Origin of the sequence: Puniceibacterium confluentis, from assembly GCF_007923445.1 — a bacterium.
Classification (GTDB): domain Bacteria; phylum Pseudomonadota; class Alphaproteobacteria; order Rhodobacterales; family Rhodobacteraceae; genus Puniceibacterium; species Puniceibacterium confluentis.
The window spans coordinates 19,692-40,310 of the sequence record NZ_VOJI01000022.1 but is presented as its reverse complement, the minus strand read 5'-3'; the positions used below and the strand labels follow the sequence as shown (position 1 = coordinate 40,310).

General features: G+C 63.5%; 19 protein-coding genes. 11 read left to right on the top strand and 8 right to left on the bottom strand.

The window, feature by feature from the left end:
• Positions 1 to 3: 3 nt before the first annotated feature.
• Positions 4 to 1,116: a 3-dehydroquinate synthase gene (gene aroB / locus FOY53_RS18545; RefSeq protein ID WP_146591658.1), complete on the bottom strand. Its 1,113-nt coding sequence runs from the start codon at positions 1,114 to 1,116 to the stop codon at positions 4 to 6.
• The gene (locus FOY53_RS18540) at positions 1,113 to 1,700 is read right to left on the bottom strand and encodes a shikimate kinase (protein ID WP_146591656.1); all 588 of its coding nucleotides are present in this window, start codon (positions 1,698 to 1,700) and stop codon (positions 1,113 to 1,115) included. The genes aroB and FOY53_RS18540 overlap by 4 nt, the downstream gene beginning before the upstream one ends.
• Before the next feature lie 80 nt (positions 1,701 to 1,780).
• Between FOY53_RS18540 and FOY53_RS23210 the strand changes: the two genes are divergently transcribed.
• The 4 genes from FOY53_RS23210 to FOY53_RS18525 all read left to right on the top strand — a co-directional run bounded on the left by FOY53_RS23210 (position 1,781) and on the right by FOY53_RS18525 (position 5,855).
• Positions 1,781 to 1,930, top strand: a complete 150-nt coding sequence (locus FOY53_RS23210) for a hypothetical protein (RefSeq protein ID WP_186766664.1) — start codon at positions 1,781 to 1,783, stop codon at positions 1,928 to 1,930.
• On the top strand, positions 1,920 to 3,497 hold the full coding sequence (locus FOY53_RS18535; protein WP_146591654.1) for a hypothetical protein: 1,578 nt from the start codon (positions 1,920 to 1,922) through the stop codon (positions 3,495 to 3,497). The genes FOY53_RS23210 and FOY53_RS18535 overlap by 11 nt, the downstream gene beginning before the upstream one ends.
• Positions 3,494 to 4,420, top strand: a complete 927-nt coding sequence (locus FOY53_RS18530) for a site-specific tyrosine recombinase XerD (protein ID WP_146591652.1) — start codon at positions 3,494 to 3,496, stop codon at positions 4,418 to 4,420. Before FOY53_RS18535 ends, FOY53_RS18530 begins: the two co-directional genes overlap by 4 nt.
• Positions 4,421 to 4,553: 133 nt before the next feature.
• The gene (locus FOY53_RS18525) at positions 4,554 to 5,855 is read left to right on the top strand and encodes an HlyC/CorC family transporter (protein WP_146591650.1); all 1,302 of its coding nucleotides are present in this window, start codon (positions 4,554 to 4,556) and stop codon (positions 5,853 to 5,855) included.
• Here the strand turns inward: FOY53_RS18525 and FOY53_RS18520 are convergent.
• On the bottom strand, positions 5,836 to 6,975 hold the full coding sequence (locus tag FOY53_RS18520; protein WP_146591648.1) for a sensor histidine kinase: 1,140 nt from the start codon (positions 6,973 to 6,975) through the stop codon (positions 5,836 to 5,838). The genes FOY53_RS18525 and FOY53_RS18520 overlap by 20 nt on opposite strands.
• Before the next feature lie 520 nt (positions 6,976 to 7,495).
• Between FOY53_RS18520 and FOY53_RS18515 the strand changes: the two genes are divergently transcribed.
• Positions 7,496 to 8,095, top strand: coding sequence for a nucleotidyltransferase family protein (locus FOY53_RS18515; protein WP_146591646.1), 600 nt, complete (start codon positions 7,496 to 7,498; stop codon positions 8,093 to 8,095).
• A 164-nt stretch (positions 8,096 to 8,259) separates the two neighbouring features.
• On the opposite strand, the gene FOY53_RS18510 is transcribed toward FOY53_RS18515, so the two are convergent.
• Together FOY53_RS18510 and FOY53_RS23205 are read right to left on the bottom strand one after the other, a co-directional pair.
• A complete protein-coding gene (locus tag FOY53_RS18510; protein ID WP_146591644.1) occupies positions 8,260 to 11,514 on the bottom strand; it encodes an Ig-like domain-containing protein in 3,255 nt (1,084 codons plus the stop codon).
• 13 nt (positions 11,515 to 11,527) lie between these two features.
• Positions 11,528 to 11,707, bottom strand: coding sequence for a hypothetical protein (locus FOY53_RS23205; RefSeq protein ID WP_186766663.1), 180 nt, complete (start codon positions 11,705 to 11,707; stop codon positions 11,528 to 11,530).
• Between the two features lie 723 nt (positions 11,708 to 12,430).
• On the opposite strand from FOY53_RS23205, the gene FOY53_RS18500 reads away from it, so the two are divergent.
• The 6 genes from FOY53_RS18500 (at position 12,431) to FOY53_RS18475 (ending at position 17,329) form a co-directional block, all read left to right on the top strand.
• The gene (locus tag FOY53_RS18500; protein ID WP_146591640.1) at positions 12,431 to 12,739 is read left to right on the top strand and encodes a ribbon-helix-helix domain-containing protein; all 309 of its coding nucleotides are present in this window, start codon (positions 12,431 to 12,433) and stop codon (positions 12,737 to 12,739) included.
• Between the two features lie 107 nt (positions 12,740 to 12,846).
• Entirely contained in the window at positions 12,847 to 13,242 is a 396-nt protein-coding gene (locus FOY53_RS18495; protein ID WP_146591638.1) for a VOC family protein, read from the top strand.
• A 73-nt stretch (positions 13,243 to 13,315) separates the two neighbouring features.
• Positions 13,316 to 13,843 carry a Twin-arginine translocation pathway signal gene (locus FOY53_RS18490; protein WP_146591636.1) on the top strand — a complete coding sequence of 176 codons (528 nt, stop codon included), beginning with the start codon at positions 13,316 to 13,318 and terminating at the stop codon, positions 13,841 to 13,843.
• A gap of 15 nt (positions 13,844 to 13,858) precedes the next feature.
• Positions 13,859 to 15,430: a GMC family oxidoreductase gene (locus FOY53_RS18485; protein WP_146591634.1), complete on the top strand. Its 1,572-nt coding sequence runs from the start codon at positions 13,859 to 13,861 to the stop codon at positions 15,428 to 15,430.
• Positions 15,431 to 15,503: 73 nt separating this feature from the next.
• Positions 15,504 to 16,757: a PQQ-dependent sugar dehydrogenase gene (locus FOY53_RS18480; RefSeq protein WP_146591632.1), complete on the top strand. Its 1,254-nt coding sequence runs from the start codon at positions 15,504 to 15,506 to the stop codon at positions 16,755 to 16,757.
• Entirely contained in the window at positions 16,754 to 17,329 is a 576-nt protein-coding gene (locus FOY53_RS18475) for a c-type cytochrome (protein ID WP_146591630.1), read from the top strand. Before FOY53_RS18480 ends, FOY53_RS18475 begins: the two co-directional genes overlap by 4 nt.
• A 120-nt stretch (positions 17,330 to 17,449) precedes the next feature.
• Here the strand turns inward: FOY53_RS18475 and FOY53_RS18470 are convergent, their stop codons facing one another.
• From FOY53_RS18470 to FOY53_RS18460, 3 genes are all read right to left on the bottom strand, one after another.
• Entirely contained in the window at positions 17,450 to 18,760 is a 1,311-nt protein-coding gene (locus tag FOY53_RS18470) for a TRAP transporter large permease (RefSeq protein WP_146591628.1), read from the bottom strand.
• Entirely contained in the window at positions 18,757 to 19,248 is a 492-nt protein-coding gene (locus FOY53_RS18465) for a TRAP transporter small permease (protein ID WP_146591626.1), read from the bottom strand. The genes FOY53_RS18470 and FOY53_RS18465 overlap by 4 nt, the downstream gene beginning before the upstream one ends.
• Before the next feature lie 93 nt (positions 19,249 to 19,341).
• Positions 19,342 to 20,343, bottom strand: a complete 1,002-nt coding sequence (locus FOY53_RS18460) for a TRAP transporter substrate-binding protein (RefSeq protein ID WP_146591624.1) — start codon at positions 20,341 to 20,343, stop codon at positions 19,342 to 19,344.
• Between the last annotated feature and the right edge of the window lie 276 nt (positions 20,344 to 20,619).

The following is a 20,619-nucleotide window of genomic DNA, read 5'->3' as shown; positions in this document are numbered from 1 at the left end:
CCTTCAGCGACTTGCGAGACGGTCTTTCAGCAAGTTCAGAACTGCATCCCTCGGCACGTCCGCCGTCACGAAGGCAGAGCCGATGCCGCGTGCCAGAATGAACCGAAGCTGACCGTCGACCACTTTCTTGTCCTGTCCCATCAGCTCCAGCAGCGTGCCCGCGTCCGGCAATTCGGCGGGAATATCGGCAAGATCGGTCTTCATGCCCATGGCCGACATATGCGCGCGCACCCGGCTGGGCACCTCCTGGGCACACAGCCCCAGACGCGCCGAAAGCTCGAAGGCCAGCGCACAGCCGATGGCCACCCCCTCACCATGCAACAGCCGGTCAGAATATCCCGTCGCGGCCTCCAGTGCATGGCAGAAAGTATGCCCAAGGTTGAGCAAAGCCCGGTCGCCCTGCTCGGTCTCGTCGCGGACCACGATCTCGGCCTTCATCTCGACGGAACGGCGCACCGCATAGGCGCGCGCCTCAAGGTCCCCGGCCGCCATGGCCGGGCCGTTCTGTTCGAGCCAGTCAAAAAACGCCGCGTCGCCCAGCAGCCCGTATTTGACCACTTCGCCACACCCGGCCAGAAAGTCGCGCGGGGCCAGCGTGCCGAGGGCGCCGATATCGGCCAGAACCAGCGCGGGCTGGTGAAAGGCACCGATCAGATTCTTGCCCTGTGGCGCATTGATTCCGGTCTTGCCGCCGACCGAGCTGTCGACCTGCGCCAGAAGCGAGGTCGGCATCTGCACAAACCGTACCCCACGGCGCAGCACTGCGGCGGCAAAGCCGACCAGATCTCCGATCACGCCCCCGCCCAAGGCCACGACGACATCGCGCCGCTCGATGCGCTGCTCCAGCAACCATTCCACCGTGCGGGTGAACTGCGGCCAGCCCTTTGTGGCCTCTCCCGCGGGCAGGATCAGCGCTTCGGACTCGATGCCTTCGCCCGCAAGTGCCGCCCGCACCGTTGCCAGGTGCAGGGCAGCGACATTCGCGTCGGTCACAATGGCGACCCGGGGCCGGTGCAGCAGCGGTGCGATCTCGGCCCCCGCACGCCCCAGAAGCCCGGCGCCTATCCGCACGTCATAGGCGCGATCGCCAAGAGGAACATGGACCGTATCGCTCATTTGCCAGTCTCCAGCACATCGGGCCGCGTGAGCAGCGAATCGAACACTTCCCGGGCCATGTCCTCGACGGAATATCGGGACCGGGCCCGCACCGACAGATCGGCCAGCGCATAGACCGGCACCCGGGCGTCATACAGCTTTTGCAAGGTGCCGCGCGGGTCGGCTGTGCGCAGCAGCGGTCGGCTGTCCTTGTGCCGCACCCGGCTCCAGAGCAGGGGCATGTCAGCGTCCAGCCAGACCGAAATCCCCTTGGCCGAAATCATCCTCTGGTTGGCATTGCTCATGAAGGCGCCCCCGCCGGTCGACAGCACCGACGGCGGTGCCTCGAGCAGCCGGTCGATCACCTGGCTTTCCTTGGCCCGGAAGAACGGCTCGCCATCCCGCTCGAAAATTTCGGCGATACTGCGGTTGGCCGCTTCCTCTATCGCGGCGTCCGAATCACGAAAGGGAACCTCAAGCAGACCGGCCAACGCCTTGCCCACTGCGGATTTGCCCGCGCCCATCATCCCGACCAGAACAACCGTTTTCTTCAGTTGTGCCCGCATTGCCCTTGTTCTTCGGCTTTCAGCCGCCAATTTTAACATACGCTGCGTGAATGACGTGATCTTGTGAAAAAGGCTAGGTATAAGTTGGAAAAAACACGGGGCATGGGATCATCATCGAAATGGGGCGACTTCTCAAATGGCTATTCTACCTTCTGGTCCTCGCCACGCTTGTGCTGGCGGGCTATGCCTATATCGGCCCGTTCTTCGGGGCTGACTTCTCGCCGCCACAGACCGAAATACGTCAGCCGGTCACCCTGGATGCGAATTAGCGCGGCCGCCCTGATCTTTTGCGGCGCCCCCGCGCTGGCACAGTCGCCGCTCTCGGCGATCGACTGGCTTGAAACGCCGACGGCGGTTCCGCAGATCCTCGGGCCGCGGCTGAATGACCCGCAGATTGCCAAACCGGCCCGCCCCGGACCCGACACTGCGGCGGACGAGCCTCCCACCGCCTCGTCTGTCACCGTGCCCGAGGTCGAGGTACAGTCGTTGGGCGCCCCCAATCCCGAAGCTGTCGGACTGTTGCCGATGCAGGTCACCGGCCTGCCGCTGAGCCTGTGGAAGACATCGGACATCCCGACCCTTGTCGAACTGATCACCGCGGTCGATCCCGCTGTTCCGGAACTTTCCGCCCTGCTGCACACGCTGCTGCTGGCCGAGGCCGACGCGCCGCTGTCCGCCCAGCGTGGCGCGCCCCTGCTGGCGGCGCGTCTCGACCGGCTGATGGCCCAGGGCGTGGTCGAGCCGGCCGAAGCGCTGATCGAGCGGGCCGGTGCCGCAACTCCGGCCCTGTTCGAGCGCTGGTTCGACCTGTCGCTTCTCACCGGGCATGAAAACGCCCCCTGCGAGGCGCTGGCTGCGCAACCCTCGCTCAGCGAGGATCTTGCGACCCGGGTCTTCTGCACGGCGCGCACCGGCGACTGGGTCGTCGCGGCAACGGTTCTGGACACCGGGCTGGCGCTTGGCACGCTCAGCGCCCGGGATGCGGATCTGCTGGCACGGTTCCTCGACCCGGAGACCGCCGAATCCCGCGCCCCGTTGAACCCGCCTGCCCGCCCCAGCCCGCTGACCTTCCGGCTGTTTCAGGCCATCGGCGAGCCCCTTGCCACCGCCCCGCTGCCGCGCAAGTTCGCCACGGTCGACCTGTCCGGCGACACCGGCTGGAAAGCCCAGCTAGACGCGGCGGAACGGCTGGCCCGGGTCGGAGCCATTTCCGAGAACCGGCTGCTGGGGATCTACACCCAGCGCAAACGGGCCGCCTCGGGCGGGATCTGGGACCGGGTCGAGGCGCTGCAACGTTTTGACACCGCCATGACCACCGGCGACCCGTCGGCGATCGGCAGTGCGCTGGAAAAGGTCTGGCCGCAGATGAGCGCGGCCGGCCTTCTGGTGCCCTTTGCCAACCTCTACGGTGCCCGCCTGCTGTCCTATCCCTTGACCGGCCGGGCGCTGGACATGGCGCGCAAGGCGGCGTTGCTGTCGCCCGACTACGAGGAGGCAAGCGTTCGCATCGGCACCCCGACACCGGAATACACCTTGCTGGGGGCCATTGCCCAAGGCACCGCGCCTACAGGATATTCGGATCAGCCGCATGCCGAGGCACTTGCGGCAGCCTTTGGCGATGCGCCGCCGCCACAGTCCCTGCGGAGCCAGCTGAGCGAAGGCCGCCTGGGGGAGGTGATCCTGCGCGCCATCGCCCTGTTCTCCAGCGGGGCTGACGGCAATTCCGACGATCTGGCCGATGCCCTGGCCACGCTGCGGTCAGTCGGGCTCGAGGATACCGCGCGGCGTGCCGCCCTGCAGTTGGTGATCCTGCAGGACGAAGGCGCGCGCAGATGAACGACCGGCACTGGATCTCGGCTTTTCTCGAAGCTCAGGCCGCAGAACGCGGTGCCGCCCACAACACCCAGCTGGCCTATGCCCGTGACCTGCGCGACTACGCGGACTGGCTGACGGCGCGGGGCGACAGTCTGGCCGGGGCCTCGCGCCAACAGGTTGAAAATTACCTTGTACACACCGACGCACAGGGCCTGTCAAAAGCCACCCGCGCCCGCCGGCTTTCGGCGATAAAGCAGCTGTACCGCTTCACCTTCGAGGAAGGACTGCGCCCGGACAACCCGGCGATCCAGATCAGCGGTCCGGGCCGGGACAAGCGCCTGCCCAAGACACTGTCCACCGAGGAAGTGGACCGGCTGCTGGACGCCGCCACCCGGCACGGACGCACCCGCGAGGACTGCCTGCGCAACACCTGTCTGATGCAACTGCTCTACGCCACGGGTATGCGGGTGACCGAGCTTGTGTCCCTGCCGCTGAGCGCGGCCAAGGGTGATCCGCGCATGTTGCTGATCCGCGGCAAGGGCGGCAAGGAACGCATGGTCCCGCTCAGCCCGCCGGCACGCGAAGCGCAGCGCCTGTGGCTTGCGACGCGGGAAGAAATCGAGACCGCCGCCCGCGCCAAGGGCAAACCGAACTCTGCCTTCCTGTTCGCATCGCGCGGCAAGGCCGGACACCTCACGCGCCACGCCTTCTATGTCCTGATCAAGGACATCGCCGTGGCGGGCGGCGTGTCACCCGCCAAGGTCACGCCACACACGTTGCGCCATGCCTTTGCAACGCATCTTCTGGCCAATGGCGCCGATCTGCGGGCGATCCAGACATTTCTGGGCCATGCCGATGTCGCGACAACCGAAATTTACACCCACGTGCTCGAAGAGCGGTTGCGCGAACTGGTGCTGGAACACCACCCGATGGCCAAGGACTAGAGCCCTTGCGCCGTGCCGGACACCCGGCCGGGCGTCCGACGGATATGCAAACCCGATGAATTGCCACAGCCTGCCCCTTGATTGACTGGCCAAGCGCCACCATAACCCACCAAAGCATAAGGACTGCACACACATGGACCTCTCTGCCCTGGATTCTGCCTTCTGGGTCACCGCATCGGCGATCCTGGCGCTGCTGGTGCTCTCGGGGTTCTTTTCCGGATCGGAAACCGCGCTCACCGCCGCATCCCGGGGCAAGCTGCATGCCGCGATGGACAAGGGCTCCAAGGGCGCCGAGCGCGCGCTGCGGATCACCGAAGACAACGAACGGCTGATCGGCTCGGTCCTGCTGGGCAACAACCTGGTCAACATCCTTGCCACCTCGCTGGCCACTGCCCTGTTCACCCGGGTCTTCGGCGATTCCGGCGTGGCACTGGCAACGCTGGTGATGACCCTGCTGGTGCTGATCTTTGCCGAGGTGCTGCCCAAGACCTACGCAATCACCAACCCCGAAGTTGCAGCGGCCCGGGTCTCACCGCTGATTGCAGTGGTGATTCTGGTGTTTTCCCCGATGGTCAGCGCCGTGCGCCTGCTGGTGCGCGGAGTGTTGCGGATCTTTGGCGTGCGCACCGACCCTGACAGTCACATCCTTGCCGTGCGCGAGGAAATCGCCGGCGCCCTGCAACTGGGCCATTCCGAAGGCGTGGTTCAGAAAGAGGACCGCGACCGCATCCTGGGCGCGCTGGATCTGGGTGACCGCACCGTCGAGGAGATCATGCTGCATCGCTCGGCGATCGAGATGATCGACGCCGACAACGACCCCAACGAAATCCTGTCGCAGTGCCTGGAAAGCAACCACACCCGCCTGCCGGTCTATCGCGACGATGTCGAGAACATCATCGGCGTGATCCACGCCAAGGATCTGCTGCGGGCGATGTACAAGCTGATTCAGGGGCCGGACGCAGCCAAGGACGGCATCAAGGGCTTCAAGATCGCCGATGTGGCGATGAAACCCTACTTTGTGCCCGATACCACGTCGCTGGATGACCAGATGCGGCAGTTTCTGCGCCGTCGCACACATTTCGCGCTGGTGGTCGATGAATACGGCGCGTTGCAGGGGCTGATCACGCTCGAGGACATCCTCGAAGAGATTGTCGGTGAGATCACCGACGAATTTGACCCCGCCGCGGAAAATCCGATGAAGAAGAGCGATGACGGCCACTACTGGATCGACGGCCAGATGACGATCCGCGATTTCAACCGCGCCACCGACCTGTCACTGCCGGATGACGAAGCCAATACCGTCGCAGGGCTGGTGATTCACGAGGCACAGATGATCCCGACCGTCGGCCAGGTGTTCAGCTTTCACAACTTCCGTTTCGAGGTCACCGGCCGCGAGGGCAACCGCATCACCCGGCTCAAGGTGCGGCCGCTCTGAGCGCCGTCACCTCCTGTTCGGCGGGGTGGTTGAAGTCGAGGACGAGCCTGTAACCCTCGGTGCCGGCCTCCAGCGTCATGGTGCCGTTGATCTGTTCCGCGGCAGTTTCCATCAACCGCTTGCCGATGCTCACAATTTCCGATTCCTCCGCCTGCACGGCCACAGCGGTGCCCACGCCGTTATCCTGGCAAACCAGCCGTAACGCGCCGTTTTCCAGCTGCAGCAGTTCCACCCGGATGCGCCCGGGGCGTCCGTCCGGAAAGGCGTGTTTGATCGAATTGGCGCAGAATTCCGAGATGATCATGGCCAGGGTCGCAGCTTTGCGCGAATCCGTGCTGACCTGGGCAATGCTGGTTTCGATGCGCACATTCACCGTCGCGGAGCCCTGCAACAGCCGCGCGACGCGATCAAGGTAACGATCCAGCCGGATCATGTCGAAATCACGGGTCTGATACAGTTCGGAATGCAATTGCACGATGGCGTCGACGCGGCGCCCGATGGCCGCCAGCGCATCCTTGGTTTCCGGCTGCCGCGACCGGCTCGCATACAGGCGGATAAAGGACATGACCGTCTGCAGCGAATTCTTGACCCGATGGTCAATCTCGTCGCGCAGCACCGCTTCGGTGTGCAGGGACCGGCCCAGTTCCAGCTGTCGCATCACCTGCCCGGCCAGCACCCGCAGCGTCTCGCGCTGAAGATCGTTCAGTTTGCGCGGCTTGATGTCCAGAACGCACAACGTCCCCAGCTTCAGTCCGGACTCGGTCAGCAGCGGCGCGCCGGCATAGAAGCGGATCGGCTGGTCCAGTTCCACACACAGCGGATTCGTCGCAGTGCGCGGGTCCTGCAGGGTGTCTTCGATTTCGAGCAAACCTTCCAGCAGGATGGCGTGGCTGCAAATCGAATGGGTCAGCGGTGTCTGGTCGTCTTCGAACCCGAACCGCGCCTTGAACCACTGCCTGTCACGGTCGACAAGGCTGACCAGAGCGACCGGCGTCTCGCAGATCCGTGCGGCAAGTTCCACAACCTCTTCGAAACCCTGTTCCGGCGCAGAATCCAAAACTTGAAAGCTGTCCAGTTCGGCCAGTCTCTCGGTTTGAGTCGAGGGTGGCGGCGCGATCATGAAAACCTCGAACGTGTCTGTAGGCGAAAGGCGCACAAAGAGGCAAATTTTTCCGCGATGTCAATTCAAAATGGGGAAACTCATCCCGTCGGCGGGGGTCAACCGACCAATCAAGCCCAAATTCCGGGATCCGGCACGGGCGCGGCCTGACGGAAGCGGGAAAGCGTCAGGCATCACTCCCTTCGGCAGGCGCGCCTTGATGTCCCGGCGGCGTGCCAGGTGATTTGGCGCCAGGACGCCGGAATTTCGCCGGAGCAAACTGCGGCTGTCCCGGCCTCAATGGCTTTGCCCCGTTCCGGAAAGACGCCGGGTTCGCTGGTCGCCCTGTCACCGGGCGGAACGTGCCTCATCACCTGCGCACTGTCGGTGCGCGGTTGTCGCCGACGCCGACGCTGCGGGCATGGGCGCAGGACAGGCTCGCGTCGCACATCGAAGCCCCTGGCGAGATGCGCAACGCGACTTGGTGCGGGCGGCGCTGTTTGACGCGGACGGGGCGCGGATGCGCGGCTAAGGTGCGGCCATGACCGTTGCTATCCTGATTCCCGCTGCCGGCTTCGGCACCCGCATGCGCGGTGCCGACAAGCTGCTGCAAATCGTTGACGGCGTGCCGCTGCTGCGCCGTCAGGCGGCACGCGCACGGGCGGCCGCTCCGCTTGTCCTCGTCACGCTGCCGAGCCTGGACGGCCCCCGGGCCGAGGCGCTGTCCGGACTGGACCTGCGGTTGCTGGCGGTGCCAGATGCCGCCCAGGGCATGGCCGCCTCGTTGCGGCGCGGAGCGGCGCAGGTGCCGACGGATTCGGCGGTCATGATCGTTCCCGCGGACATGCCTGATCTGACCTCCGACGATTTCACAAAACTTATCCGGGCCTACTGTGCGGACCCGGTCAGGAACCTCTGCCAGGGCACCGCTGCGGACGGCACCCCGGGCCATCCGGTCCTGTTTCCGCCAGATTGCCTTGCCGCCTTTGCGGATCTGAGCGGAGATCAGGGCGCGCGGGACATCCTGAGCGCCAACAGGCACCGGTTGCGCCGCATCCCATTGCCGGCCCGCAATGCCCTGACCGACCTTGATACGCCCGAAGCCTGGGATCACTGGCGCGCGGGTCGCTCGGAACCGTGACCTCGGCATACACATCCCCGTCTGGTCATGGAATCCATGCGCGTCCATCATCCGCCGAGAGATCTGCATGAAAAACGGGGCGGAAAGACCGCCCCGTTTCTCGTCCCGTTCCGGCTGAGGGTCACAGCCGGAACAAGTCTGGAGTGCCTGCGTACCGATGACCCTTACTTGGTAATCAGGTGTGCCTCGTGCTTTTTCAGCGACCGGCGGGCGGACTGGTAGGCATTCAGCCCCTCGGCATGTTCCAGTTCAGGGAACAGTTCGAGGATCTCGTCGCGCTGCGCGTCACCGATGCCGTTCAGGCTGTAGTCACCGGGCTGGAAGCTTTCGGTCCAGGCGCCGTTGGACAGGACCACTTCGTGACTGTCGAACATGAAGTGGATGTAGCTCACCCCAAGCGTGCCGACCTCGTCCACACCCTCAAGTCCGGTGAGGTGCTTGGCCGCGGCCAGCACTTCGCGTTCCTCGAAGTAGAGCGCCGTCTTGTCGTTGTTCACCAGCACCCGGTGATTGGGCGAGAGCAGCAGATCATGTTCGGGCAGACCGTTGCCGAGCGATCCCTTCTGAACCAGGATCGGGCGCATGTGCGGCTTGCGTGACAGCATATGCCCGGTCAGATCCTTGCGACCGACCCAGCGGATTTCCTGAATGCCGTTGTCCCGGGTGATGATCCTGTCGCCTTCGCGCAGATCCTCGACCAGACGCTCGCCCTGGGGCGTGGCGATCAGGGTTCCCGGGGTGAAACAGGGCACGACCTCTTCGATGTTGAAGAAGTCCATCGTGCCGGTGACGGTTCCCGAGCCGTTGAGGAATTCAACCGTGCCGTCGATGCCGTTGGGTTCGCGGTCCGGGCCGTCGTCATCCAGCCTGACGTTGGTCAGGCGCCAGTCGACGCCTTCGGCACCGACGCCGCTGAGGTCGAGGATGTCATAATCGTCGCCTTCGCTGCCGCCATGTACCACGTCGCCGGTGCCATCGGCCGCCGAGTCCACGATGATCACATCGCGATCCGCACCGCCGTCGATCGAGTCGACACCGGCGCCGCCGTTCAGGGTGTCGCCCCCCTGACCGCCGATCAGCGTATCGTTGTCGTTGCCGCCGTTAAGGATGTCTTCGTCGATGCCACCATCAAGATAGTCATCGCCAGAGCCACCAATAAGAGTGTCATCATCGTCGCCTCCGATAAGGGTGTCGTTGCCGAGACCGCCAAAGATGCTGTCGCGGTCGTTCTCGGTATTAACGTCCACTGCATCGATTTGTTCCAGGAAGGCAGGCGCCGAGCCGTCGATGTAATCGTGGCCCTGGCCGCCATCCAGCGAATCCGAGCCGTGGCCGCCGAGGATGCTGTCATCACCGTTGTTGCCACGGATGGTGTCGTCGTCGATGCCGCCGTCCAGCGTGTCGTTGCCGTCACCACCGGTGATGCTGTCCGCGTCGTCGCCGGTCTCGATGTAGTCGTCGCCGCCTTCGCCATGCACGGTGTCCATGCCGTCGGTGGTGTTGGGATCAGACAGGAACGTGGTTCCGCCGATGGTCAGCGGCATGCTGGGATCGTCACCGACATAGTCCGAGAAGGTGTTGACGCCGGCAATGATCGTGTCATTGCCCTGGCCGCCGGTGATGCTGTCCGCGCCCTGTTCGTCGGTGATCAGGTCGTTGCCGCCGCCGCCGTCAATGACATCGTCGTCGATGCCACCTTCCAGCGTATCGTCGCCCGCACCGCCGATGATCGTGTCGGCGTCATCGCCACCGTCAAAGCTGTCCGGGCCGTCGGTGCCCGTGAAGGTGTCGATGTTGTCGGTGGTGTCCGGGTCCTGGTCGAGACCGTCGAGCGGGTCAAAAGGCTGGTCCACGGCGGGCACCGGAAAGACGTCGGTGTCGATGCGCGGATCACCCGACTCTGGCGGCGAGACCGTCACAACCCAGTCGCCGGTGTCGGTACCACCCTGGCCGTCACTGATCGTGTAGGTGATCGTGTCGTCCCCGGTGAACCCGGCGTCCGGCGTGTAGGTCACAGTGCCGTCGTCATTGATGGTGGCGGTGCCGTTTGCCGGGTCGCTGACCAGGGTCACGGTCAACGGATCGCCGTCCGGGTCCGTGTCGTTGGCGGTCACGTCCTGAGTCAGCGGCACCCCGACAGCCGTCACGCCGGTGTCGTCGAACGCCACCGGGTCCTGGTTGCCGTCGTCATTGGCCACGGTGACAATCAGAACCGCGCTGTCCGACAGGCCGCCGTCATCGGTGATGGTATAGCTGACGGTATCGTCCCCCAGGAAGCCGTCATTCGGCGTGTAGGCAACGGTTCCGTCGCCGTTGTCGGTCACGGTGCCGTTCGCGGCCGTCAGCGAGGTGATCGTGAACGGGTCGCCGTCCGGGTCGCTGTCGTTGAACAGGACCGGAATGTTGGTCGTCACCGCAGGCGGGGCGGTGCCGGTGTCGTCATTGGCAATCGGCGGCCGGTTGCCGGTATTGTCCAGTCCGACCGAAACCGTGACCATGCCGGTGTCGGTGGCTCCCGCGGGATCGGACACGGTGTATTCAAAGGTGTCGGTGCCGGTGAACCCGGCGTTGGGCGTATAGGTAAAGGTGCCGTCACCATTGTTCGTGACCCCACCGTTTGCCGGTGCGGTGTTGCCGGTGATGGTCAGCGTGTCGCCATCCGGATCACTGTCGTTGCCCAGCGCGTCGACAACAACATCGGCATCGACATCGGTCGACACTTCGTCATCGACGGCAACAGGCGGGTTGTTGCCATTTTCGGCGTCCACCGTGCTGAATTGAATGTCCGAAATCAGCGCCCCCTGCGACTGGTCGCCGCCGTTCTCGTAGATCACTTCGATCCGCGAAATCGGGCCGGCGATCTCGACCAGGACGGACCCGGCCGGTTCGTCGAAATCGGTGATCGACGTGCCGATGGCCGTGTTGCCCGACACCGCTGCAGTGCTGGCGGGGGTGAGGCTGACAGGCACGGGGTTGCCCGCCGCGTCATAGGCGAGAACGGTCACATTGTCCTCGAAGCTGAAGGTCGCCGGATCCGCGGGGCCGAACAGGTCCTCACCGGGGCCGCCGTCAACGTCGTTCAGACGAAAGCTGACGTTCTGGATCGAGCTGGAGTAGAGCGCCGTGTCGGTCGCGCGGAAATCAATCACCGTGCGCGATGTCGGCGAGACCACACCGCCGCCTGCACCGCCTTCTCCGAACACCTTGAGATGCGAGTTGGGATCAAATGTTTCGCCCGGAGCGACATAGCCGTCGGCGCTGAACGTGAAGGCCTGCGACCCCAGATCCTGCCCGGTAAAGGTCACATCCGCGGCGACGCCACCGGTTTCAATCGTGACAGAGCCCCCGCCGAATGCCGTGTCGGGCATGTCGGTGCCGTACGGACCCAGCGAACCCCAGTCTAATACCAAATCAGCCATATTCTAGACCCTCTTAAAATTCAGACGGGGCGTGCCCGTTGCCGCAGCAGCGCGGCGGCAATGCACGCGCATCACCAGTTTCACTTTGCTCGTCATCCCAGAGAAATGCGGTGTAACGCGGCGCATCCTTGCTGAAATCAGCAGGAAACAGCACCATAGCGGCTTTGCCGGCATTCACCGGTCCACGCGTCACCTCGCATCCTCGCAGATGCCTGACAGTTCAGCGGCCGCCCCCGTGGCCAGCAGACTTCACCCCCCCAGTGGGCTTGGAAAGATTAATACTTGCGAGGCTGCCGCGCACAAAGCAGAAAATGACGAGACCTTGTTCCCGCTGGTGCTGCCGGTGCAGCAAATGAGCGGGTTTTGGCCCGCTTTTTCAGTGCTTTCCCCCGGCATTGTTTCCAAACACCCAGCCCTTACCCGCGAATAATCGCGAAACAGGCAGGAAATCAGGAGCCGAAAGCGCCCTTTGCTGTCGAAGGCGCCCGGATTATCCTGAAAACCGCAACAATCCGAAGCGCGCGAATTGTGGCACTGGCGTGCCGAGCGGCTTTTTCAAATGTGGCGAGGTTTGTGTCTGGGCAAGAACCAATCACAGGGCCCCGACTGGATTGATGCGGCGACCATGGGCGATATGGTGAACGGAACTCGAATCATTCGACTCAAACTGACGCAATTTCGCCATGAACCCTCTGACACAAAGCTGCCCGATTCCGCACTGCAGAAAGTGCGCACGGGCGGTTTTCCAGGATCGGGATCATGTTCACGGGTCGCCGTCTGCCCCGGGGCCTTCACGCGGGTGAAAGTCGTCACGAACCGCAGCCTTTGGTCGGTAGTGTCAGAACGCCACAACGATTCGATGATGCCTTGGCGGCCGTTTTCGATTAATGTTTCGATCTAAAAGGGAGGAAGAAACATGTGCCAGGTCTTTGCGGGACAGGATCCCGAACGCTATGCCTCGACCACGCGACGATTGCGGCTGAACGGCCAAAGCACGTCCATCCGGCTGGAAAATGCCTTTTGGGCCATCCTTGATGAGATCGCCGAACGGGACGGAACCTCGACTCCTCTGTTCCTGTCGACGCTGCACAGCGAAGTGCTCGAACTCAAGGGTGAACCACAGAACTTCAGTTCGGTTCTGCGCACCACATGCCTCATTTTCCTGTCGAAACAGACTGTTCCGGACGGGTCAAAATCCGAGGACGTGATGATCGCGGCCGAGTGAGGCCAGAGTAAAAATCTCTTTGTCGGACAATGTAGTAATTCCCTACTACCCGACCCGTTTTCTCGGCCTCTAACGTGGATTGCAACAACCACATCAAGGGGGCGGACATGGCAAAGGCCATCCACAGCATGATCCGCGTTCTGCACGAGGATCGTGCAGTCGCATTCTACGATACGGCCTTCGGCCTCAAGATCGCCGACAGGCTGGATTTTGACGACTTTACCCTGATTTACCTGTCAAACCCCGAAACCGGGTTCGAACTTGAACTGACGGTGAACAAGGGCCGCACCGAGCCCTACGACCTCGGGGATGGCTATGGCCATCTGGCCGTGTCGGTCGCGGATCTCGATGCCGAGCACGCCCGTTTTCAATCCGCAGGGCTGAACCCCCGCAAACTGGTGGAATTCGCGCCCGGCGGCACCCTGGTGGGGCGGTTCTTCTTTGTCGCGGACCCCGACGGTTATCAGATCGAGGTGCTCGAACGCTCGGGACGTTTCAAATGAGACATTTCTAAACGGGCGCCGGGCGCGCAGGAGGATCGCGCCCGGTGCCATCGGTCATAGGGAGGAACCGGAGATGACCAAGACAACAGACCTGAAGGGGCTGACAAGGCGTCAGCTTCTTTCGCGCGGTGCGGCCGCGGGGGCGAGCTTTGTGATCGGGACAAATTTTGTCTCGGGGCGCGACGCCGCCTGGGCCACCGAACTGAACGCACTGAAACCCGACACCATGGCGACGCTGATCCAGATGGCGCGCGACATCTATCCGCATGACAAGGTGGCGGACGAATTCTACGCCGCCGCGGTCAAGGGGTATGACGTCCCCGAGGCGGTGGACGAGACCGAGGCCGGGATCGCGATGCTGAACGGTGTCGCCCAGGGCAAGGGGCATGACAGCTACCTCGCAATCGGCTGGGAACGCGACCGCGTCGACATCCTGCGCAGCATCGAGGACTCGGCGTTTTTCCAGAAGGTGCGCGGCGGACTGGTGACCGGGCTCTACAACCAGAAAGCGGTCTGGCCGATCTTTGGCTACGAGGGCGAGTCCTATTCGCAGGGTGGCTATATCAATCGTGGCTTTGACGACATCTCGTGGATCGGCTGAGGGAGGACGAACAAAATGGCTGCACCTTTTGACAAGACAGACGACAGCGTCGTCGTCATCATCGGCACCGGCGCAGGCGGGGGCGTTCTGGCCAACGAGCTCGCCCAGCGCGGTGTATCGGTGGTATCACTCGAGGCCGGCGGGCGCTATCTGCCCGAGGACTACATCAATGACGAATGGGACAGCTTCGGGCAGCTTGCCTGGCTCGACCCGCGCACCACATCGGGTGACTGGCGCGTGGCCCGGGACTTTTCCGGCCTGCCCGCCTGGATCGTCAAGGCTGTGGGCGGCACCACCACCCACTGGGCCGGGGCGTCGTTGCGGTTTCAGGATCACGAGTGGAAGGCCAAGAGCACCTATGGTGACGTGCAGGGCGCGAACCTGCTGGACTGGCCCATCGACGGCGCCGAAATGGCGCCCTGGTACGAAAAGGCCGAAACCAAGCTGGGCGTGACCCGCACAGGTGACCGCGCGGGCCTGCCCGGCAACAACAACTTCAAGGTGTTCGAGGCCGGGGCCAAGAAGCTGGGCTACGAAGAGGTCCATACCGGGCGCATGGCGATCAACTCGGCGGATTACGACGACCGCATGGCCTGCCAGCAGACCGGGTTCTGTTTCCAGGGCTGCAAATGGGGCGCCAAGTGGTCCGCCGCCTATACCGACATCCCGCGCGGCGAGGCGACCGGCAACCTGGAGGTGCGCGAGCGCGCCCATGTGCTGCGGATCGAGCATGGCGAGGATGGCCGTGTCAACGCCGTGATCTACGCCGACAAGGACGGTGTCGAACACAAGCAGATGGCGCGGGTGGTCTGCGTCGCCGGCAACTCGATCGAAAGCCCCCGGCTGCTGCTGAACTCGGCCTCGGCGATGTATCCCGACGGGCTGGCCAACAGCTCGGGCCAGGTCGGGCGCAACTACATGCGCCACCTCACCGGCTCGGTCTACGGTGTCTTTGACAAGCCGGTCAAGATGTGGCGCGGCACAACCATGGCGGGCATCATTCAGGATGAGGCGCGGCACGATCCGCAGCGCGGCTTTGTCGGCGGCTACGAGCTCGAGACGCTGGGTCTGGGTCTGCCCTTCATGGCGGCCTTCCTTGATCCGGGCGGCTGGGGCCGCGAGTTCACCTCGGCGCTGGACAGCTACGAGAACATGGCCGGGATGTGGATTGTCGGCGAGGACATGCCACAGGAAACCAACCGGGTGACACTGAACCACGACGTCAAGGATCAGTTCGGCATGGCTGCGCCGAACGTGCACTACTCGGACCATGCCAATGACAAGGCGATGCGCACCCATGCCTACGCGCGCGGTCAGGCGATCTATGACGCGATGGGGGCGACCCGCACCCTGCCGACGCCGCCCTACCCGTCTACTCACAACCTCGGCACCAACAGGATGTCCGAGAATCCCCGTGACGGTGTGGTGAACCGCAACGGGCGCAGCCATGACATCGAGAACCTGTTTGTGTCGGACGGCTCGCAGTTCACCACCGGAGCGGCCGAAAACCCGACACTGACCATTGTCGCCCTGGCGATCCGTCAGGCCGACCATATCGCCGGGGAACTGAGCAGGGGCAACCTGTAACTCACCGGCGTTTGCACCGGAGGCGGGCCGTCCGCAGCGGCCCGTCACCAGCCACTGGGGGAGGAGAGAAACAATGACCAAGCTGCTGACTTCGATCGCCGCACTGGCGATGACCACAGGCTATGCCGCGGCCCAGAGCGCCGATCTGCCTGCCAACATCGAACGGCTGCAAAGCATGCAGTCCACCGGCGTCAAGGATTTCGCCGTTGTCGACCAGTCCGGCACCTATGCCGACGGAATCAAGAAGACGCTCGAGCGGATCAAGATGCCCGACGGGTTCAAGATCGAGCTCTACGCCATCGTTCCGGATGCCCGCCATATCGCGGTCGGCCCGCAGGGGGTCGTCACCTTTGTCGGCACCCGAAAGGACAAGGTCTGGGCCGTCACCGACCGCAACAAGGACCGCGTTGCCGACGAGGTCAAGGACTTCGCCCCGTCGCTGACCTTCACCATCCCCAACGGCGTCTGCTTCAGCCCGGACGGGTTCCTCTATATCGCCGAGCAGAACCGGGTCCTGGTGTTTCCCGCCGCCGAGTTCTTCTACGAGTCGCCCGATGTCGCGGTCGGTCAGGTGGTGCCCCAGGGCGAGCTGATCCCTGCCTCTGAGGAAAGCTTCAACCACACTGCCCGGGTCTGCGACATCGGCCCGGACGGCAAGCTCTACATCTCGCTGGGGCAGCCGCACAACGTCGCCCCGCCCGACAAGCTCGAGCTTTACGACGAGACCGGCATCGGCGGCATCATCCGCATGAACACCGATGGCACCGGGCGCGAGGTCATCGCGCGCGGTGTGCGCAACTCTGTCGGTCAGGATTTCGACCCGGCAACCGGCGATCTGTGGTTCACCGACAACCAGGTCGATGGCATGGGGGACGACATTCCGCCGGGTGAGATCAACCACATGACCGAGGTCGGGCTGCATTTCGGCCACCCCTGGTATGGCGGCGGCGACACCCGTACCAACGAATACAAGTCCGAAGAGGTCCCGGTGGACGTCACCATGCCGGTCTCTGCAACCGTCGCCCATGCCGCCGATCTGGGCATGGTGTTCTACACCGGCAAGCAGTTCCCGGCCAAGTACCAGGGCGCGATCTTTTCGGCCCAGCACGGCTCGTGGAACCGCACCACGCCGGTGGGTGCGCGGGTCATGGTCTCGACCGTGGATGCAGAAGGCACTGTGACCACCGTGCCCTTTGCCGAGGGCTGGATTGACGAGAACGGCGAATATCTTGGCCGTCCGGTCGATGTGGCCAATCTGCGCGATGGCTCGATCCTGGTGTCCGACGATCTGGCCGGCGCGCTGTACCGGATCAGTTACGAGCAATGATCAGAGCGCTGTTCCTGGGCCTCGGCGGGGTGATCCTCGCCGGGGCAGTGTCCGCCGAAACCGCCGCGGATCCGGCGGAGGGTCGCAAGCTGGCCGGTCAGTGCCGCACCTGCCACGGCATCGACGGCTTTGCCAAGATCCCGATTGCCCCGCATATCGGCGGCGAGCCCGCCGGTTATCTCGCCGCGCAGCTGACCGCCTTTCGGGACGGCAGCCGCACCCACGAGATGATGAGCGTTGTGGCCCAGTCGCTGTCGGATCAGCAGATCGCCGATCTGGCCGCCTGGTTCGCCAGCCACACCGCGACCGCAACGCTGACCGCCGATGCCTCGGACGCTCCTGACCTGTGTGTCGCCTGTCACGGCGCGGATGGCATCGGCCAGATGGACGACGTGCCGAACCTGGCCGGCGAGACCAACATCTATATCGAAACCCAGCTCAAGGCGTTCCGGATCGGCAAGCGCACGCACGAGGTGATGTCTGCCATCGCCGCCGACCTAACAGATGCCGAGATCCGCGCCGCCGCCGACTGGTACGCCGCGGTCAGGATCGAGATTTCGACCGCGCCGTGATCCCGGTCGGCACCGGACCCGCCGCTGGCTGCGGGCGGCGGCGCTGTGCCGACTGCGGCCTTGCCCGCGGGGCGGTCTGCGCCGGACGGCACGGTTGCCGTCTTTCCGTTGCAACCACGCCTATCTGAACGTCCCCGGCATCAAGGCCCGTGGCAGCCACAGGGCGATTTCCGGAAACAGGATGATCAGGATCAGGATCAGCAACATCGGAATCAGGATGATGACCACGTCGCGCATCACCTGTACCACGTTCATCCCGCCAATCGCCGCCGAGATCAGCAGGCACAGGCCGTAGGGCGGCGTCACCAGCCCAAAGGCCAGGGACACGATGCCGATGATCGCAAAGACCACCGGGTGGATCTCTGCCGCTGTCGCCACCGGCAACAGAACCGTGCCCAGAATGATGATGGTGGGGATCGCGTCGATGAACAGCCCGAAGAACAGGAACAGGCCGGCAATGACCATGGCGGTGCCAAAGCTGCCGAACTCAAGCGTCGTCATGAAGGTCACGATCAGACGCGGCACATTGAAAAACGCCAGCATCCAGCCAAAGGCCGAGGCGGTGCCAATGGCGAACAGGGAAATCGACGCGAACCGGCCCGTGTCATAGAAGATATGGCCCAGATCGCGCACCGTCACCGTACGGTAGACGAACATGCCGAGGATCAGCGCATAGGCCGCCGCGATGATCGCGCTTTCGGTCGGGGTCACGATGCCGCCGACAATGCCGCCAATCACCAGAACCGGGGTCATCATCGCCAGGCCGGCACCGCGCAACGCGTGCCAGAACTCTGCCCAGTTGGGGCGGCCTGCGGTCGGATAGTTGTAGACCTTGGCATAGCCATAGACCGTAGCCATCAACGCAAGTCCGATCATCAAACCGGGAATTGCACCGGCGAGGAACAGCGCGCCGACGGAGACCTGCATCACCCCGCCCCAGACCACCATCAGGATGCTGGGCGGAATGATCACCCCCATCACCGACGAACAGGCCGTGATCGCGATGGCAAAGCGGGTGTCATATCCTTCCCTGACCATCGCCGGGATCAGGATCTTGCCACAGCCCGCCGCATCGGCGGTTGACGAGCCGGAGATGCCGGCAAACAGCATCGACACCGCCACGTTCACATGGCCCAGCCCGCCCGGCATCCAGCCGGTCAGCACCCGCGCCAGTTCGATCAGCCGGTCGGTAATCTTGCCCGAATTCATCAGGTTCGCTGCCAGCAGGAAGAAAGGCACCGCCAGCAGGATGAAGGAGTTGTAGGACTGGAACATCCGGTCCAGCACGATGAACGGGGTCAGGCGGATGTCGAGCAGAACGATCGGCACAGTTGCAATGCCCAGGGCAAAGGCCACCGGCACCCGGATCAGCACCAGGAACAGAAACCCGCCGACCAGAATGGCACAGGCAAGGCCGGTTGAAACGATCATGAGGTCACCTTCCCGGATGTACGGTATTCGCCGAACGCTTCGGCAAGTCTGTAAAGGGCGAACACCGCCCAGACCGCGCCGGAAATCGGTACGGAGATGAATGTCACCAGCTTGTTCACCTGCATCATCACCGACTTCTGCAGGGCGCCGAATTCGGCGTATTCGATGCCGTACCAGGCAAAAACGATCCCGAAGGCGGCAATCAGCACCAGCACCACAGCCTTTTGCAACAGGATCGAAAGGGGCCGGGTCGCATCGGGAATGACACGGACGTCGAAATGGCTGCCGTCCCAGACCGCGATCATGGACCCGATCATCACCACCCAGACAAAGATGAATGTCGAAAGCTCTTCGGTCCAGAGATAGACCGGGATCACTCCGGTATAGCGGGCCAGCACCTGCATTCCGACCGGAATGGCAAGGGCGGCCACCAGCACCCCCAACAGAATCCGCAGACCCTGGCAAAATGTCTCGAGTACTCGCCCCATATTCACGCCCTTCATGGTGTTTGCCGCTTTCCGCCCCGACAGGACGCACCCCGGGAGCAGCTCCCGGAATGCGTGCTTTTCAGATCGGCATGCTTACTTGGCGCGAATGGCGCTCAGCAGGTCCGTCGCACCGATTTCCGCCGCATAGGCATCCTGAACCGGGACGACCATTTCCAGCAGCATTTCACGGTTCTCGAAATCCTGCACCTGCAGCTGACCGGCGTCGACCATTTCCTGAAGCTTCAGCGCATCTTCGCGGGATTCCAGTTCCCGCCCGAAGGCCCCTGCCTCGGCGCCGGCCTTGAGCACGGCCGCCTGCAGATCCTCAGGCAGCTTGCGGAAGGTCTTGCCGCTCATCACGATGGGGCGCACGGTGATGGTGTGCTTGGTCAGGGTGAGGTTCGGTGCAACTTCGTAGAACTTGAGGTTCTGGATGCTGGCCGCCTCGTTTTCGAAACCGGCGATGACCCCGGTCTGGATCGCGTTGTAAACTTCGTTGTAGGCGATGGCCGATGGGGCCGCTGTCAGGGCCGAAAAGATCTGCGCCTGGATCGGGGCGCCCATGACGCGCATCTTGTGGCCGTTCAGTTCGTCCAGATTTCCGATCGGCTGGCTGGAAATCAGGTTGCGGACGCCGCCGCCGGTATACCCGACCACCATGATGTCGGCTTTTTCCAAAAGCTCGTCTTCCAGCGGCTTGAGAACGTCGCTGGACAGCACCGCCTCCCAATGGGCCGGATCGCGGAACAGGAACGGCATGTCCATCAGCGGAATGGACGGTGCGAAGGTGGCCATGTTGGACGGTGCCATGATGGTATAGTCAATCGCGACGCCCTGCTGAAGGAAGGTCACGTAATCGGATTCGACACCAAGCTCGCCGTTCAGGCGCAGGTCGAATGCGACTTCGCCGTCATAATTTTCGTCCACAAGTTCGGCAAACTTGACCATCGTCTTTGTAAAGGCGTGGTTTTCATCAAACATGCTTGCGCCACGCAGCGTCACGTCCTGCGCGCTGGCGGCGGAAATTGTTGCGGCGACGACAGCGGCAAAGCCGGCGCCCTTCACCAGACCTTTGGCGGCGTTGAATAGTTTCATGTGTTCCTCCCTGGAAACGTTTCGTGGCGTGCGTGATGCGTTCAGGCACAAGACGTCGGTATTGTGAAGTCTGCCTGGCCGTCCCGTTCTGCGACGCTGGCACTTTGCAGAATCTCCCGCAATTCGGTTCTTACCAGAAGGTATTCTAGTATACTAGTTATTAATAATGAGAAGTGTGGACGTGCCTTACTGGGTCAAGGGCCCGAGGGCGGTCGCGGCATGCCGCCCGCCTGGCGCCACCAGAAAACGCAAGAAGCCCGACGCCGACATCGGCAC

Bases quoted from the DNA above. Each gene is read 5' to 3' on its own strand.
- aroB (WP_146591658.1), bottom strand. From the start codon at position 1,116: ATGAGCGATACGGTCCATGTTCCTCTTGGCGATCGCGCCTATGACGTG.
- FOY53_RS18540 (WP_146591656.1), bottom strand. From the start codon at position 1,700: ATGTTAAAATTGGCGGCTGAAAGCCGAAGAACAAGGGCAATGCGGGCA.
- FOY53_RS23210 (WP_186766664.1), top strand. From the start codon at position 1,781: ATGGGGCGACTTCTCAAATGGCTATTCTACCTTCTGGTCCTCGCCACG.
- FOY53_RS18535 (WP_146591654.1), top strand. From the start codon at position 1,920: ATGCGAATTAGCGCGGCCGCCCTGATCTTTTGCGGCGCCCCCGCGCTG.
- FOY53_RS18530 (WP_146591652.1), top strand. From the start codon at position 3,494: ATGAACGACCGGCACTGGATCTCGGCTTTTCTCGAAGCTCAGGCCGCA.
- FOY53_RS18525 (WP_146591650.1), top strand. From the start codon at position 4,554: ATGGACCTCTCTGCCCTGGATTCTGCCTTCTGGGTCACCGCATCGGCG.
- FOY53_RS18520 (WP_146591648.1), bottom strand. From the start codon at position 6,975: ATGATCGCGCCGCCACCCTCGACTCAAACCGAGAGACTGGCCGAACTG.
- FOY53_RS18515 (WP_146591646.1), top strand. From the start codon at position 7,496: ATGACCGTTGCTATCCTGATTCCCGCTGCCGGCTTCGGCACCCGCATG.
- FOY53_RS18510 (WP_146591644.1), bottom strand. From the start codon at position 11,514: ATGGCTGATTTGGTATTAGACTGGGGTTCGCTGGGTCCGTACGGCACC.
- FOY53_RS18500 (WP_146591640.1), top strand. From the start codon at position 12,431: ATGTGCCAGGTCTTTGCGGGACAGGATCCCGAACGCTATGCCTCGACC.
- FOY53_RS18495 (WP_146591638.1), top strand. From the start codon at position 12,847: ATGGCAAAGGCCATCCACAGCATGATCCGCGTTCTGCACGAGGATCGT.
- FOY53_RS18490 (WP_146591636.1), top strand. From the start codon at position 13,316: ATGACCAAGACAACAGACCTGAAGGGGCTGACAAGGCGTCAGCTTCTT.
- FOY53_RS18485 (WP_146591634.1), top strand. From the start codon at position 13,859: ATGGCTGCACCTTTTGACAAGACAGACGACAGCGTCGTCGTCATCATC.
- FOY53_RS18480 (WP_146591632.1), top strand. From the start codon at position 15,504: ATGACCAAGCTGCTGACTTCGATCGCCGCACTGGCGATGACCACAGGC.
- FOY53_RS18475 (WP_146591630.1), top strand. From the start codon at position 16,754: ATGATCAGAGCGCTGTTCCTGGGCCTCGGCGGGGTGATCCTCGCCGGG.
- FOY53_RS18470 (WP_146591628.1), bottom strand. From the start codon at position 18,760: ATGATCGTTTCAACCGGCCTTGCCTGTGCCATTCTGGTCGGCGGGTTT.
- FOY53_RS18465 (WP_146591626.1), bottom strand. From the start codon at position 19,248: ATGGGGCGAGTACTCGAGACATTTTGCCAGGGTCTGCGGATTCTGTTG.
- FOY53_RS18460 (WP_146591624.1), bottom strand. From the start codon at position 20,343: ATGAAACTATTCAACGCCGCCAAAGGTCTGGTGAAGGGCGCCGGCTTT.